Below are 15358 nucleotides of genomic sequence, written 5' to 3' on the forward strand. Positions count from 1 at the left end.
GTGAGGTCGCCGAGGAAGCAGAAGGATTTGCCCTTCGACGTCACCATGAACATGCTGTGGCCGACGGTATGGCCGGGCGCGGAGATCACGGTGATGCCGGGCAGGATTTCCTGGTTGTCCTTGAAGAACACCAGCCGGTCCTTCACCGGCAGCAGGTTCTTGCGGGCATGGATCACGAAGTCCTTCAGGGGGCCGCCGAGCTTGCCCTCGTCGGTCCAGAAATCGTAGTCGCTCTGGGCGATGTAGACCTGTGCATTCGGAAACAGCGGCTTGCCGTCGGCGTCGACGATGCCGCCGATATGGTCGATATGCGCATGCGAGCAGACGATGGCGTCGATATCGGCCGGCTTGATGCCGGCCTCCGCCATGCTCTTCTGCTGCCGTCCCGTGGTCGGGCCGAACGCCTTCGAGGTGCCCATGCCGGTGTCGAACAGCACCAGCTTGTCGCCGGTGTTGACGATCGGCGAGTTCTGTTCGAGCACGACATTGTCCGGCGACAGGAAATTGTCGGTCAGCATCTTCTTGACCTCCTCCTTCGGCACCCCGATGAAGGCGCCGCCGGGATCGCCGAGCGGCAGCGGGCCGTCGGAAACGACGGTGACTTCGGCATCGCCGAAATTGAAACGATAGAAATAGGGCACCTGGGTGCCGAGCTTCGGCGCCTTGGCCAGGGCGCTGCCGCCGAGCAGGGTCGAGGCACCGAGGCCGGCGCCGAGCGCCAGCAAAGAGCGTCGCGAAACATCCGATGTCATGCGTTTTCCTCCGTTAGTTTTTATGGAAATTGTGCGTTGCAGCCCCGGACTTGACCGTCCGCCCAAGTCGAGCGGGCATTCGCTCAGGTTGCACCCGCCTGCAAAAGCTGACAAGCGAAATGGGCCATTGGAAGGCGCAACAATCCTTCGAGACGGCGCTTCGCGCCTCCTCAGGATGAGGGTCCCTCATGGTGAGGAGCGCGGCAACGCCGCGCGTCTCGAACCATCAATTCATCCGGGAGGCCGCCACCGGATCGGGTTGCGGCAGCGGCTGCTCCAGCATCTTCAGCGCGGCATCGAGCGCATTGCGCAGATTGGCGGCGGCGGTCGGACTGCAGCGCAGCCGCCCGGACGACAGGAATTTCACGTCGGTGAGGCCGCTTTGCGCGGGAACGAGAATGCGGGTCGCGAGCTCGATCTCGACGGTGCCGTGCATGATGCCATAGGCTCCGACGATGTCGAAATAAACCAGCGCGGCGGCGGCGCCGGTGTCCTCGTAAACGAGAGCGGCCGGCGGTTGCGGATTCTGGTCAGCCATGCGGTCTCTCCTCGCGTGATTCGATTAACGCAAGGTAGGCCTATCGGCCGGCGCGCAACAGCGCTGGTTAGCCCCGCTTCTTCTCGATCACGTCCCAGATCTTTGCCGCGACATCAGGCCCGCCCAGCCGCGCGATGGCGCGGATGCCGGTGGGCGAGGTGACGTTGATCTCGGTCAGAAAGCCGTCGATGACGTCGATGCCGACGAACAGCAGGCCGCGCTCGCGCAATTTCGGACCCAGCGTCGCGCAGATTTCGCGCTCGCGGGGGGTGAGGTCGGTGGCCTGGGCGGCGCCGCCGCGCACCATGTTGGAGCGCAGATCGTCGGCCGCCGGCACGCGGTTGACGGCGCCGGCGAATTCGCCGTCGACCAGGATGATGCGCTTGTCGCCGTGCCGGACCTCGGGCAGGAAGCGCTGGATCACCCAAGGCTCCCGGAAGGTCACCGAGAACATGTCGAACAGCGAGCCGAAATTCATGTCCTGCGGCATGACGCGGAACACCGCGGCGCCGCCATGGCCGTGCAGCGGCTTCATCACCACGGCGCCGTGCTGGTCGCGGAAGGCGTTGATCTCGTCGAGGTCGCGCGAGATCAGCGTCGGCGGCATCAATTCGGGGAAATCCATCACGAAGACTTTCTCCGGCGCGTTGCGCACGCTGGCGGGATCGTTCACGACCAGCGTTCTCGGATGGATACGCTCCAGCAGATGCGTCGAGGTGATGTAGGCGAGGTCGAACGGCGGGTCTTGCCGCAGCAGCACGACGTCGAACGAGGTGAGCAGCGTCCGCTTCGGCTCGCCGAGGGTGCAATGATCGCCGACCTCGTCGCGCACGGTGAGTGTCTGCACCGGCACTGCCACCTCCTCGCCGCGCAGCGAGAGCTTTTCGGGCGTGTAATAGGACAGCGCGTGGCCGCGCTTCTGCGCCTCCAGCAGCAGCGCAAAGGTCGAATCGCCACGGATGTTGATGCGCGCGATGGGGTCCATCTGGACGGCGACGTTCAATTTCATTTCAGGGGTCCGCGAGTTGGGGTGATGCAAGAGAATCGGAGGCGTCAGGTGCTGGCGTCGAAGGCCGCTAACAGATGGCGCGGCAGCCGCCGCGGCGCAATCAGCACGGCGTCGAAACGCAGCTCGAATTCCGCATGCTCGGGATGCGCCATCAGCCAGGCCTGGGCGGCGGCGATGATGCGGGCCTGCTGGCGTGGCGTCACCGCATAGGCGGCCTCATCCAGGCTGGCACGCGCCTTGACCTCGATGAACGCCACCAGATCGCGTTTGCGCGCCACCAGATCGATCTCGCCATGGGGCGTGCGAAACCGCTTGGCCAGAATGCGATAACCCTTCGCCGTCAGCCAGGCGGCGGCGCGCGCTTCCGCCGACAGGCCGGTGCGAAATGCCGCGACCCGTTCCGGCGCGGCGATTTTTGCGAGCTTGCCGGGCGGCGCTGCGCCGTCAGTCTTCGCCATCGTCGTCCGTCGCTTGCTGGTGGGTGCCTTTGGCGAGTTCGAGCGCGCGGGCATAGATCTCGCGGCGCGGCCGGCCGGACAGTTCGACCGCATGCGCCACCGCGTCCTTGACGCTGTCGCGCTGCAGCCGGTTGCGCAGGAGATCGTCCAGTTCATCCCCGGTCATGGCCTGGGCGCGGGCAGCCGGCGGGCCGATCACCAGCACGAATTCGCCGCGGGTCTCCAGCGTGGCGGCGGCGGTGGCGAGTTCGGCGATGGGCGCGCGCAGAATCTCCTCGTGCAGCTTGGTCATTTCGCGGCAGATCGCAGCATCGCGCGTGCCCATGATGTCGGCGAGATCGGCCAGCGTGTCCTGCACCCGGTTGCCGGATTCGAACATCACCAGCGTGGCGTCGATCCGCGACAGTTCGGTGAGCCGCGCGCGGCGCGCGGTCGATCTCGACGGCAGAAATCCCTCGAAGAAAAACCGGTCGGTCGGCAAGGCCGCCACGCACAGCGCCGCCAGCACCGAGGACGGGCCGGGCAGCGCGATCACCTGGTGGCCGGCGGCGCAGACCTCGCGCACCAGCTTGAAACCGGGATCGGAAATCAGCGGCGTGCCGGCATCCGAGACCAGCGCGATCGAGGCGCCCTGCGCCAGCTTCTGCAGGATGACGGGGCGGGCCTGCGCGGCATTGTGCTCGTGATAGGGTTTCAGCAAGGCCGAGATGCCGTAGCGCTCGGTCAGCCGCCGGGTCATGCGGGTGTCTTCGCAGGCGATGATATCGACGCCCGCCAGGGTTTCCAGCGCGCGGATGGTGATATCGCCGAGATTGCCGATCGGGGTGGCCACCAGATGCAGGCCGGGAACCGCTTTCGGCGCGTTCATAACGTGGCCGCCCAACGAAAATATCCGTGCCGGCGCAACAAGCGGGCTGTCAGACGTATTTGTGGACGCGGGTTTTGGGCGCATAATGCCAATCTAGATGGGACGGGCCGCCGACGCCACCGGGCCGCAGCGTGGCGGCTGCCGAAGGGTAGGTCGCGGCGCGCGGGATGGAACCAGGAGCGTGCAACCGGCGGCCAAGGCGGCGCTGCCACAATCCTTTTGATTTGGTTAACTATTCGCCGACAATATGCCTGATTCCACCCCCCTTGATCATGGGGAGGTAGAAGTGCCGGCGATGTCGGCCGGTCAAGAAAAGAGATGCGATGGTAGGGCCACTCGAACCCAAATCCGGGCCTTCCAGGTCTTTGCCTTGCAAGACGCCGTCGGGGGCCACCCGGCGGACGGCGGTCGGCCTGATTCTGGGCGCGCCCCTGCTCGGGGCCTGCGCCGGCATGGGTTCGAATCCGTTCGGTTCGGCGGAGACCGCGGGGCCGCCGCAGCAGCCGCAGGCCGTCGGCACCGGCGGGGTCAAGGTCGGGCTGGTGCTGCCGCTGTCGGCATCGGGCAATGCCGGCGTCGCGGCGCAGTCGATGAGGAACGCCGCCGAGATGGCGCTGGCCGAGTTCCAGAATCCCAATATCCAGCTCCTGATCAAGGACGACGGCGGCAGCCCGCAGGGCGCGAGCCTGGGAACCCAGCAGGCGCTCGACGAGGGCGCCGAGATCATTCTCGGTCCGCTGTTTGCAGGTTCGGTGCCATCGACCGCGGCGCTGACGCGCACCCGCGGCGTCTCCGTGATCGCGTTCTCGACCGATTCGAGCGTCGCCGGCCGCGGCGTTTATCTGCTCAGTTTCCTGCCCGAATCCGACGTCAACCGGATCGTCGAATACGCCGCCAGCACCGGCAAGCGTTCGTTCGCGGCCATGGTGCCCGACAATGCCTATGGCAATGTGGTGGAGGCCGCGTTCAAGCAGGCGGTCGGCCGCAGGAACGGGCGCCTCGTCGCGTTCGAAAAATACGGCGCCGACCGCGCCACGCCGGCACGCACCGTGGCGCAGGCGCTGGGTTCGGCCGACGCGCTGTTCATCGCCGACGACGGCGACTCTGTGGTGCAGGTCGCCGACGCGCTGACCGCGGCGGGGGCGAATCTGCGCAACATCCAGCTGCTCGGCACCGGCCTGTGGGACAATCCGCGGGTGTTCGCGAGCCCGGCGCTTCAGGGTGGGCTGTATGCCGCGCCGGATCCGTCCGGCTTCCGCGCCTTCTCCGGCCGCTACCGCGCCAAATTTGGCGCCGATCCGGTGCGCACCGCGACACTGGCCTATGACGCGGTGGCGCTGGTCGCCGCCCTGGCGCGAACCCAGGGACCGCAGAGGTTCGCGACCGAGGTGCTGACCAGTCCGTCGGGCTTTGCCGGCATCGATGGCCTGTTCCGCTTCCGCGCCGACGGCACCAACGAGCGCGGCCTCGCCGTGATGAGGGTGGGATCGGGCGGCAGCACGCCGGTCGCCAGCTCGCCGAAGAGCTTTGGGGCGTAGCTTGTGTCGCCGCTGCGAACGCAGTGGCTCATTTGTCCGGGACGACGAGAAATATTCTACGCCGCGAGATCCGCCACCACGGCGTCGAGCACCGGAAAGCCCGCCTGCGTCACCCGCAGCCGGCCATTGGCATCGACGGTGATGGCGCCTTCCTCGCGCAGGATCGCGATGCGGCCGGGATCCAGCGTGCGGCCGGACAGCGCGGCATAGCGTTCGGGATCGATGCCTTCCGCCAGCCGCAGGCCCATCAGCAGGAATTCATCGGCGCGTTCTTCGCTGTTGAGGAGATCGTCGACCACGACGCCGTGGCCGTTGGCCTCGACGCGCATCAGCCATGCCTCGGGGCGTTTTTCGGTGGCGATGGCGTGCCTCGTGCCGTCGACATCGAGGCGGCCATGGGCGCCGGGACCGATGCCGGCATATTCCTCGCCGCGCCAGTAGACCAGATTATGTTTGCACTCCGCGCCCGGGCGCGCGTGGTTGGAGATCTCGTAGGACGGCAGGCCATGTTGCGCGCAGACGTCCTGGGTGACGTCGTAGAGCGCACGGGCGACGGCCTCGTCCGGCGTCTTCAATTTGCCGGCGGCGTGCAGGCCGAAGAACGGCGTGCCCTCTTCGATGGTGAGCTGATAGAGCGACAGATGCTCGGCGGCTTCCGAGATCGCCAGCTTCAGCTCGTCCGCCCACATCCGCGGGGTCTGGTCGGGACGGGCGTAGATCAGATCGAACGAGTAACGATCGAACGCGGTGCGCGCGATCGCGACGGCGTCGAGCGCCTCGCGCGAGGTGTGCAGACGTCCCAGCGCCTTCAGCGAGGCATCGTCGAGTGCCTGCACGCCGAGCGAAACCCGGTTGACGCCGGCGGCGCGATAACCGCGAAACCGCGTCGCCTCGACGCTGGTCGGGTTGGCCTCCAGCGAAACCTCGGCATCGGGCGCGACGCGCCAGTGTCTTGCAATGGCATCGAGAATGGCGCCGACGGTCTTCGGCTGCATCAGCGACGGCGTGCCGCCGCCGAGAAAGATCGAGGAGACCTCGCGGCCCGGCGCCCGCGCCGCTGACGTTTCGATCTCGCGGGCAAAGGCCTTTGCGAAGCGTTCCTCGTCAACAGGCGCGTGCCGGACATGGCTGTTGAAATCGCAATACGGGCACTTCGACAGGCAGAACGGCCAGTGCACGTAAACGCCAAAAGCCTTTGCGTTTCCTTTTCCCTCCCCCGCTTGCGGGGGAGGGTTAGGGTGGGGGCTAGTCAAGGCAGATCTCCGCGAGTTTGACGAAGGCGCGGGCGCGATGCGACAGGCCCAGGCCCAGCGGCGGCAGGCCGTGCTTTTCGAGGCTGGTCATCTCGCCGAAGGTCCTGGCGTGTCCATCGGGCAGGAACGCCGGATCGTAGCCGAACCCGGCGCTGCCGCGCGGCGGCCACACCAGCGTGCCGTCGGCGCGCGCCTCGACCTCTTCGAGGTGACCGTCGGGCCAGGCCACGCACAGCGCGGAAACGAAATGCGCCTTGCGCTGCTCCGGCGCGGTGGCGCCGCGCTCCTGCAGCAGACGCTCGATCCGCGCCATCGCCGCGGCAAAATCCTTGTCCGGTCCGGCCCAGCGCGCCGAGAGAATGCCGGGGGCGCCGTCGAGCGCATCGACCACGAGGCCGGAATCGTCGGCGAAGGCCGGCAGCTGCGCGGCTTTTGCCGCCGCCACCGCCTTGATGGCGGCATTGGCGCGAAACGTATCGCCGGTTTCGTCGGGTTCGCCGAGGCCGAGTTCGCCGGCCGAGATCGCCTCGACGCCGTGCGGCGCCAGCAGTTCGCGCATCTCGGCGAGCTTGCCGGGATTATGGGTCGCGATCACGAGCTTGCCGGTGATTCGACGGTGTTGAGTCATTGGTACTTATATTCCGTCATGGCCGCGCTCGTCCCGGCCATCCACGTTTTTTGTACGAGGAAGTCGTGGATGCCCGGGTCAAGCCCGGGCATGACGACCTTTTGCAAATCACGCCACGGCCATTTTCTGCAGATCCACCAGCCGCGCCACGCCCTTGCGCGCCAGCGCCATCAGCGCCAGGAACTCGTCCTGCGAGAACGGGGTCTTTTCCGCGGTGCCCTGCACCTCGATGATACGGCCATCGCCGGTCATGACGAAATTGGCGTCGGTATCGGCCTCGGAATCCTCGGCGTAATCGAGATCGAGCACCGGGATGCCGTTGTAGATGCCGCAGGAGATCGCCGCCACATTATCGCGCAGAGGACTGGTCTTGATCATGTTGCGGGTCTTCATCCAGGCGATGCAGTCGGCCAACGCCACCCAGGCGCCGGTGATCGAGGCGGTGCGGGTGCCGCCATCGGCCTGGATGACGTCGCAATCGACCGTGATCTGGCGCTCGCCGAGCGCTTCGAGATCGACAGCCGCACGCAAACTGCGGCCGATCAGGCGCTGGATTTCGACGGTGCGTCCGCCCTGCTTGCCGGCGGCGGCCTCGCGGCGGGTGCGTTCCAGCGTGGCGCGCGGCAGCATGCCGTATTCGGCGGTGACCCATCCGCGGCCCTGGCCCTTGAGCCATGGCGGCAGCCGTTCTTCCAGGGTGGCCGTGACGAGCACATGGGTGTCGCCGAATTTGACCATGCAGGAACCCTCGGCGTATTTGACCACGCCCCGTTCCAGCGACACGGCGCGCAATTCGTCTGGCGCACGGCGGCTTGGCCGCATGAGAAATCCTTTCAAAAATCCAGCAAAGACAGGCTCGCGGTGCTTGTAGGAGGGGGAAGCGGCAGCGGCAAGGCCCTAGAGCCCCTCCGGCCGGTTCTCTGCCGGTCCATGGGGACTAATACCTGCTTGTCCTCAGCCGCTGTGATAGACAGATTAGGCTGAGTTAACGGGAGTATTCTGTGGCCCACCACGATCCGATCGGCCTGATCGCTCCGCATGCCGGGCTTGCCCAGCTCAACGAGCGCTCGCGGGACATTTTTCGTCAAATCGTCGAGAGCTATCTCGCCACCGGTGAACCCGTCGGTTCCCGCAACATTTCGCGCCTGATCGCGATGCCGCTGTCGCCGGCCTCGGTGCGCAACGTGATGTCCGATCTCGAGCAACTCGGCCTGATCTATGCGCCGCACACCTCGGCCGGCCGGCTGCCGACCGAACTCGGCCTGCGGTTTTTCGTCGACGCCCTGATGCAGGTCGGCGACCTCACCGAGCCGGAGCGCGAGTCGATCCAGAACCAGCTCGCCTCGGTCGGCAAGGCGCAATCGGTCGAGGCGGCGTTGGGCGAGGCGCTGACCCGGCTGTCCGGCCTGACCCGGGCCGCCGCCGTGGTGCTGACCGCCAAATCCAATTCGCGACTGAAACACATCGAATTCGTGCGGCTGGAGCCGGAACGGGCGCTGGTGGTGCTGGTCGGCGAGGACGGCCAGGTCGAGAACCGCGTGCTGACCCTGCCGCCGGGCGTTCCCTCCTCGGCGCTGACCGAAGCCACCAATTTTCTCAATGCGCGGATCAGGGGACGGACGCTGGCCGAGGCGCGGCTGGAGCTGGAAACCGCGCTGACGCAAAGTCGAACCGAACTCGATCAGCTGACGCACAAGGTGATTTCAGCCGGGATCGCGAGCTGGTCCGGCGGCACCAGCGACGACCGCCAGCTGATCGTGCGCGGGCACGCCAATCTGCTGGAAGACCTTCACGCGCTGGAGGATCTTGAGCGGGTGAAGTCGCTGTTCGACGATCTCGAGACCAAGCGCGGCGTGATCGACCTGCTGGGCCGCGCCGAGCGCGCCGAAGGCGTGCGGATCTTCATCGGCTCGGAGAACAAGCTGTTTTCGCTGTCCGGCTCCTCCACCATCATCGCGCCCTACAGCGATGCCGCGGGGCATATCGTCGGCGTTCTCGGCGTGATCGGGCCGACGCGGCTCAACTATGCCCGCGTGATCCCGACGGTGGACTACGCGGCGCGCATCGTCAGCCGGATGCTGGGCGGCTGATCCGGCCGAAATCGGGTTGTCGAGCTTGATTTTCCTCGCCTAAAGCACGATATCCGGGCCAGCAAATCCCCCATTGACCCGGTTCCAGCGATTTTTCGAGAAGGCATGCCATGACTGATCCCAACGGGCAGAAGGACAATCCGGCCGATCCGGCAAAGGCCGCCGAGCCCGTGATTTCCAAGCCATACATCATGCCCGACGATCCCGAGGAAGGCTCGGTCGAAGCCCTGACCAGGGAGCTCGCCGAAACCCGCGACAAGATGCTGCGCACGCTGGCGGAAATGGAAAACCTGCGCAAGCGCACCGCCAAGGAAGTGGCCGACGCGCGGGCCTATGGCATCACCGGCTTTGCCCGCGACGTGCTCGACATCGCCGACAATCTGCAGCGCGCGCTCGATGCGGTTCCGGCCGAGGCCAAGGCCAACGCCGATCCCGGGCTGAAGTCGCTGATCGAGGGCGTCGAGCTGACCGAGCGCTCGCTGCTCAACACGCTGGAGAAAAACGGCGTCAAGAAGTTCGATCCGGCGGGCGAGAAATTCGACCCGAATTTCCAGCAGGCGATGTACGAGGTCCCCGACGCGTCGGTGCCGGCGGGCACCGTGGTGCAGGTCGTGCAGGCCGGCTACACCATCGGCGAACGCGTGCTGCGCCCGGCGCTGGTCGCGGTCTCCAAGGGCGGCGCCAGGGCGGCGCCGGGCGCGGACGTCACGAGCTGAATCCTGTTCACCGGCGGTATCAAACCGCGTTCAATCTGTCAGCCAGAGCAGTGAAGCTGTCGACACAAAAGTCCAGCCAGCTCTCTGGCGCGATATCGGGTGTGGCATCAGGGCCAAACTCGAGAGGCCTTGCAACAAATGCGGTGCGCATGCCGAAAGCCCTGGCCGCTTTCAGATCATATTTATGGCAAGCAACCATCAGAATCTGGTCCGGCCGATAGCCGAGATAATCTACCGCTAACTGGTAGACGGCCGGGGCCGGTTTATAGGTCTCGACCAGCTCGGCGGTCAGTATTGCGTCGAATGGCAGGTTGGCATGCTTGACCACGGCGACCACTGCGGCCATTCCGGCATTGGACAGCGTCGAAGTGGTGAACCGACGTCGCAGGCGAGTCAGCCCCTCCACGGAGTCCGGCCAGGGGTCCAGTTTGGTCCAGACCGCGTTCAGTTCGTCACGTTCGGATGCCGTGAAGAAGCCACCAAGGCCACGTTTCTCCAGCAAGACGTCCAGGGCTTCGCGGTAGATTCGGTCAACCCGCATCCACGGCCGCCGACCGTCGATGATCGCATCCAGCGCCTCCCGGTAAAGAGTGCGCCAGTCAGCAGATAGCATCGCCCAATCGATCGATAACCCCTTGCCACGATTGATTGCGGCTCCGGCGCGGAGAATCGGCCGATAGAAATCGACGCACGTACCCTGGACGTCGAACGCGATGGCCGCCAAGCGGTCACCGTCGATGATCCCTCGGTCCTCTGCCACCAACGTTACCCTTGTCCCATACCTGTGCGCCCGAACGGGCCGTCCTGGCCCATCGACTTCGGTCCGGGGTTTGTAGATGAATGCCAGGTGAGCGAACACCCGTCATTCCGATGAACCGGGTCGTTTCCGGCCGCGCCTTGATCGGTTCGGCCGGCGCGACTACCCCGCCAGCGGCTTCTCGCTCACCTTCGGCCAGTAGGTCCCAAAACTCCAGAGATTGCCTTCCGGATCGCGGCAGGTGAAGTCGCGGCTGCCGTAGGCGGTATCGTGCAGTGCCATCTCGATCGTGACGCCGGAGGCCTTGACCCTGGCGTGCAGCGCGTCGGGGTCGTCGACGGCCAAATAAAGCGAATCGGTGCGGCGGCCGTTGATGTCGCCGACCAGTCGGCCATATTCATCGTCGCGGCTTTGGCCGAGCATCAGAATGGAAGACCCGCAGGCCAGTTCGGCATGCTGCAGGCCGCCGTCGTCGCTGCGGTAGACGACGCGTTCGGTGAAGCCAACGACGTCCTTCAGCCAGCGGATCATCGCCTCCGCATCTCTATAGCGGAGGGTCGGATAGAGGCGGGGCGCTTCGATGTTGCTGTTGTCGGTCACGGAAACTCCTGCTGAATTGGCTGTGCGCGCGATTATGCGGCAAGCCGGGCATTGTCCGCTTGAAGATTTGTTACCACTCCGCGTGATGCAGGCGTGTCAGCCGGCTGTCGGTCAATGCCAGGCGTCGCGCCCAGGCCGTTGGCGGCTCACCGGCAAGTGCGGTGAATTCGCGGATCAGATGGGCCTGATCCGAAAACCCGCTGTCCGCCGCGATGCCGGCCCAGCCGGTCGACGTTCCGGTTCTTGCCAGGCCGCAGGCGCGATGGAAGCGCATCATCCGCGCAATCGATTTGGGGCCGAGACCGAACTGACAACGAAAGCGATCGACCAGGTGCTTGCGGCTCCAGCCGATCTCCTCGGCCAACGCAGCGATCCGGATGCCGCCGCCGCGGCGCGCCAGCCGGCGCCAGGCGAATTCGAGTTCCGGGGACGGCAGGCAGGTGGCGCGATCGGCGATGAACTCCTCGACGATATCGAAGCGGCGCTGCCAGCCATTTGTCGCGCCGAGGCGCTCGCGCAGCCGTGCGCCGTCGCCCCCGAGCACGTCACCGACCTCGATCATGCGCGCGGCGAGGTCGACGACGGCGCCGCCGAAAAACCTGAAGGCACCGAGCGGGGTGAAATCCACCTGCACGCATTCGGCGCCGCCGTCGGACTCGATGTACACGGCGCCGGCATAGAGTCCCGCGGCGAAACTGCCATGCTGATCGGCCGCGTCAGGCTTGCGCCCGAGCGCGATTCCAAACGGCGTGCCGAAACTGATGATCAGCGGCACCGCCAGAGGAGCGGCCTCACGCTGGGAAAACCGGCCACGCGCCGTCTCGCGATAGCCCGAGATTGCAGAGATCAGGCCGGCGGTCCGTTGTGACGGCAGGCGCCGGACCATCTCGAACGCGACTGGAGCTGCGAGATCCGACATGCTGCATCTCCCTGCAAGCGACGCCACCAGCAAACCAACTCGCCCGCGGCGCTTAAGGCAGGGGAAGCCGCCGGCGTCCGAATCTTCGGCAGGTCGTGCCGTCCTCAGCGCGGCTCGATGCCGTCGCGCACGGCGCGGAAGCGCGGAAATGCCTTGGTCCATTCCTCGCGCGGCGAGCTGCCGATGATGCGCAACGTGCTCTGGCCGCCGAAGCGCAGCCACTGCACCACGGTGACGGGGGTATTGTCCTTGCCGCTCACCGCGTCGATGCGGGTTTCATAGCCGGGCGTGCCGTCGATCCGCTGCGGCTCCGACATCGTGATCCTGGCCTCGCGCACACCGGGAATGGTGGTCGCGGCTTGCTGGGCGAAACGACCGCGATCCTCGGACTGCGTCGGCGCGGCCCCGACGATACCGACCACCATGAAAGGGGCCGCCTCGAACCCCTTGGTCTCGTCGCCGTCGGCGATGACGATGGCCCCACCTGGCGCCAGCGTGCGGACGTTCTTGAAACCGCTCAATTCGGAGACCTTGAAGGGCATCTGGGCCAGCTGCTCCTCGACCGGGACTTCCTTGCGCACCGTCGCCGACGCGAACATCTGGCGCACGGCGTCGTCGGTATAGATTTTGGAAGCGTTTTCCGGAACCTGCACGGCGATATAGCCGGAGAAGGCGCCGCCCGGCAGGATCATCGAATAGCGACGCACATTGGTCGTGCCGTCCTTGCCGGATTCGATGGTGTAGTAGGCAAGGCCGGACGCGGTCTCGATGCTCTCCGGCTTGACGCCGCCGGCGCCCGCCGGGTTATTCTTGAAGGCATTACTGACCTCGGTATAGGCGTCGGCCGGAAGCTCCGTCATCAACACCTTGACGCCGTTATCCTCGGTCTCGAATCCGGCGAAGGTTTTTGCGCGGGAGAGGCCGACCAGCGGCGTGATGCCGACCCTGATGCCCGGCGGAAAAACCGCGTCCGCGGCGAGCGCAGGGCCTATGGCAGGGATCAGCAGGGCAATCGCGAAGATCAGTCGGATGAGCATCATGAAAGGTCTACTGGGTTTGCATTGAGGCCGTTCAATGGTCGGCCGGTGTGGCAGGGTGTACCGGGGGCCGCGCATCGCGAGCCCGGCTTTTAGCGAATTTGGCATTCCGGTAACAGGCCGGGCCCGTCACGGAGACACCGGGCCCGCGTGGAAGCGGCTGTTTTTCGCCGTAATCGGCCGGCTTTCAGGTGGTTTTCGGGCATTCCGGTTCCGTAACTGGACAATCTGTCGCGACGGGGCGTGCGTCGTTCGCAGCCCTGACGCCGGATCTGGCCGGCGCAACCAGCCATGAAACGGGGCGCGGCGAAGCCCGCGGTTTTACGCCGCCCGGGTCTTCGCCTTGAGCGGCACCAGGCGTTCGCTCGCCAGGGCGGCCTGTGCGCTCGATGCGCCCGCCTCGTGATATTCCGCGTCCTCGTTGACCTGCCAGATGTCGTAGAGCCGTTCGCCGGCCAGGATGTTCCGCGCCGTGAGCATGGCGGTCATCATGGCGTGATCCTGATTGTTGTATTTGTGCATGCCGTTCCGGCCGATCAGATGCAGGCTCGGATAGGTCTGCTCGAGGTCGCGCCGGATCATCGCCATGTGCTCGCGGTAGGCATCGTCATAGACCGGATAGGCCTTCGGCTGGCGCACCACGCAACCGTCCACCACATCGGCGGCGGCGGCCAGGCCGACTTTCACCACCTCGCGCCTGGCCAGCTCAATCAGCTCCTCGTCGGACATCGTCCACAGCCCGTCGCCCTCGAAGCAGAAATATTCGAGGCCGAGGCACGTCATGCCGGCCGGCGCCATTTCGGGGGACCACGATCCGAAATTCTGCACGCGTCCGACCTTCACCGAGGGATCATGGATATAGATCCAGTTGTCGGCAAACGCTTCCGCCTTGTCCATCATCAGCGCGACGGTGAGGAAATCGCGGTAGCGCAATGCGCGCGCATGCAGCAGCGAGATCGGCTTCGGCGACAATTTCTGCACCAGCTCGCGCACCGGCGCCGAGCTGACGACGTGGCGCGCGGTATAGTTCTCGCGTTTTCCGTCCGGCGTCGCGACACCGATGCGCCAGAGCCTGTCGACCTCGTCATAGGCGAGTTCGACCAGTTCGCGCCCCATCAGGACCTGAGCGCCGCGCTCCCGGATCCTGGCCGCGGCGGCCTCCCACATCATGCCGGGACCCTTGCGCGGATACTGGAAGGTCTCGATCAGCGACTTCACCACGTCGCTGCCGGCCGCGGCGGCCTTCTTCTTGCGCCCGAACGAGTGCTTCAGCGCGTTCACGATGGCGACGCGAAGATCCAGCCCCTTGATGCGCTGCGCCGCCCAGTCGGCGGAGATTTCGTCGCAGGACATCCCCCACACCTTCTCGGTGTAGGTCTTGAAGAAAATCTGGAACAGCCGCTCGCCGAACTGATTGCGAATCCAGTCATGAAAGCTGCGAGGCTCCGCGATCGGGAATGCCCTGGCCCAGGCATAGGACAGAACGCAGGCGGCGCTGGTGAAGATTCCGAGATTGCGCAGCGCCTGGAACGCGCTCAGCGGATAGGAATAGAATTTTCCGCCATAAAAGATTCGCGACAGCCGCGGCCGCGCGATGAAGTCGTCGGGCAGGATCTCGTGCCAGAGGTCGACGACCTCTTTGGACTTTGAGAAGAAACGGTGGCCGCCGATATCGAACAGGAAATCGCCGTGCCGCACGGTACGGCTGATGCCGCCGACATAGACCGGGTCCTTCTCGATCACGATGACCGACGACGTCTCCCTGGTCAGGCAGTAAGCCGCGGTGAGGCCGGCCGGCCCGGCGCCGATCACGAATATGTCTGCATCAGTGGTCATGCGCGGCGCGATCTCCTCGTGGTTCGGGCCGCATTTGCGCAAAACTTCGTTAAACTCCTGTCGCCGCAACGCGGCGGCGCCTCCTCGAACGTTAATGAAGCGTCAATGCGGGGGCTGGCGTTGCCGGCGCTATTATCGAGACGACCTCCGGCCGGGCTGTCCTGCCTGAGTTTCTGATTGCCGGCCCCTGATAATTCCGGCTGTCAGCCGAGCCGCTGGGGCAGGTTTTTCGGCACAGGCTTCCCGTCGGCATTCCGCGGCGTCCTGCCCGGAGCCCCAGCCTTCGAGCCTGGCAAGATCGCAGAAGGGTTGACGATCCCGGCCGCCATCGGGTGAGGGAGGCCGGCCGGAGGGTCGCC

At 65.8% G+C, this 15358-nt stretch carries 16 protein-coding genes; 3 read left to right on the forward strand and 13 right to left on the reverse strand.

All coding sequences use genetic code 11. The annotated features are described in order from the left end of the window. From Q8R73_RS13805 to rsmI, 5 genes are all read right to left on the reverse strand, one after another. A partial coding sequence (locus Q8R73_RS13805; protein ID WP_305720106.1) for an MBL fold metallo-hydrolase occupies window positions 1–752 on the reverse strand: 752 nt, incomplete at its 3' end. A gap of 226 nt (window positions 753–978) precedes the next feature. After that, window positions 979–1290 (reverse strand): hypothetical protein, encoded by a 312-nt coding sequence (locus Q8R73_RS13810; RefSeq protein WP_305720107.1) that lies wholly within the window; start codon window positions 1288–1290, stop codon window positions 979–981. Window positions 1291–1357: 67 nt separating this feature from the next. Beyond that, window positions 1358–2299: a glutathione synthase gene (gshB, locus tag Q8R73_RS13815; RefSeq protein WP_305720108.1), complete on the reverse strand. Its 942-nt coding sequence runs from the start codon at window positions 2297–2299 to the stop codon at window positions 1358–1360. 44 nt (window positions 2300–2343) lie between these two features. After that, a complete protein-coding gene (locus Q8R73_RS13820) occupies window positions 2344–2757 on the reverse strand; it encodes a YraN family protein (RefSeq protein WP_305720109.1) in 414 nt (137 codons plus the stop codon). Beyond that, window positions 2744–3709 carry a 16S rRNA (cytidine(1402)-2'-O)-methyltransferase gene (rsmI, locus tag Q8R73_RS13825; protein ID WP_305720110.1) on the reverse strand — a complete coding sequence of 322 codons (966 nt, stop codon included), beginning with the start codon at window positions 3707–3709 and terminating at the stop codon, window positions 2744–2746. Before rsmI ends, Q8R73_RS13820 begins: the two co-directional genes overlap by 14 nt. Before the next feature lie 239 nt (window positions 3710–3948). Here rsmI and Q8R73_RS13830 point away from each other — a divergent pair, with 239 nt between their 5' ends. Beyond that, entirely contained in the window at window positions 3949–5163 is a 1215-nt protein-coding gene (locus Q8R73_RS13830; protein ID WP_305720111.1) for a penicillin-binding protein activator, read from the forward strand. 56 nt (window positions 5164–5219) lie between these two features. Here the strand turns inward: Q8R73_RS13830 and hemW are convergent, their stop codons facing one another. From hemW to rph, 3 genes are all read right to left on the reverse strand, one after another. Then, window positions 5220–6416 (reverse strand): radical SAM family heme chaperone HemW, encoded by a 1197-nt coding sequence (gene hemW / locus Q8R73_RS13835; protein WP_305720112.1) that lies wholly within the window; start codon window positions 6414–6416, stop codon window positions 5220–5222. Further along, window positions 6409–7044 (reverse strand): RdgB/HAM1 family non-canonical purine NTP pyrophosphatase, encoded by a 636-nt coding sequence (rdgB, locus tag Q8R73_RS13840; RefSeq protein WP_305720113.1) that lies wholly within the window; start codon window positions 7042–7044, stop codon window positions 6409–6411. The genes hemW and rdgB overlap by 8 nt, the downstream gene beginning before the upstream one ends. A 108-nt stretch (window positions 7045–7152) precedes the next feature. Further along, entirely contained in the window at window positions 7153–7866 is a 714-nt protein-coding gene (rph, locus tag Q8R73_RS13845; RefSeq protein WP_305720114.1) for a ribonuclease PH, read from the reverse strand. Window positions 7867–8045: 179 nt separating this feature from the next. Between rph and hrcA the strand changes: the two genes are divergently transcribed. Beyond that, the gene (gene hrcA / locus Q8R73_RS13850; RefSeq protein WP_305720115.1) at window positions 8046–9134 is read left to right on the forward strand and encodes a heat-inducible transcriptional repressor HrcA; all 1089 of its coding nucleotides are present in this window, start codon (window positions 8046–8048) and stop codon (window positions 9132–9134) included. Window positions 9135–9244: 110 nt separating this feature from the next. Beyond that, window positions 9245–9850, forward strand: coding sequence for a nucleotide exchange factor GrpE (gene grpE, locus Q8R73_RS13855; protein WP_305720116.1), 606 nt, complete (start codon window positions 9245–9247; stop codon window positions 9848–9850). 19 nt (window positions 9851–9869) lie between these two features. On the opposite strand, the gene Q8R73_RS13860 is transcribed toward grpE, so the two are convergent. From Q8R73_RS13860 to Q8R73_RS13880, 5 genes are all read right to left on the reverse strand, one after another. Next, window positions 9870–10574 (reverse strand): haloacid dehalogenase type II, encoded by a 705-nt coding sequence (locus Q8R73_RS13860; RefSeq protein WP_305720117.1) that lies wholly within the window; start codon window positions 10572–10574, stop codon window positions 9870–9872. A 195-nt stretch (window positions 10575–10769) separates the two neighbouring features. After that, window positions 10770–11207, reverse strand: coding sequence for a VOC family protein (locus Q8R73_RS13865; RefSeq protein ID WP_305720118.1), 438 nt, complete (start codon window positions 11205–11207; stop codon window positions 10770–10772). Window positions 11208–11277: 70 nt separating this feature from the next. Next, complete coding sequence (locus tag Q8R73_RS13870) at window positions 11278–12126, reverse strand: AraC family transcriptional regulator (protein WP_305720119.1); 849 nt, start codon at window positions 12124–12126, stop codon at window positions 11278–11280. A gap of 104 nt (window positions 12127–12230) precedes the next feature. After that, window positions 12231–13166: a hypothetical protein gene (locus Q8R73_RS13875; RefSeq protein WP_305720120.1), complete on the reverse strand. Its 936-nt coding sequence runs from the start codon at window positions 13164–13166 to the stop codon at window positions 12231–12233. A 318-nt stretch (window positions 13167–13484) separates the two neighbouring features. After that, window positions 13485–14999, reverse strand: coding sequence for an NAD(P)/FAD-dependent oxidoreductase (locus tag Q8R73_RS13880; RefSeq protein WP_305720121.1), 1515 nt, complete (start codon window positions 14997–14999; stop codon window positions 13485–13487). Window positions 15000–15358 lie beyond the last annotated feature (359 nt).

Origin of the sequence: Bradyrhizobium sp., from assembly GCF_030697065.1 — a bacterium.
GTDB lineage: Bacteria > Pseudomonadota > Alphaproteobacteria > Rhizobiales > Xanthobacteraceae > Bradyrhizobium.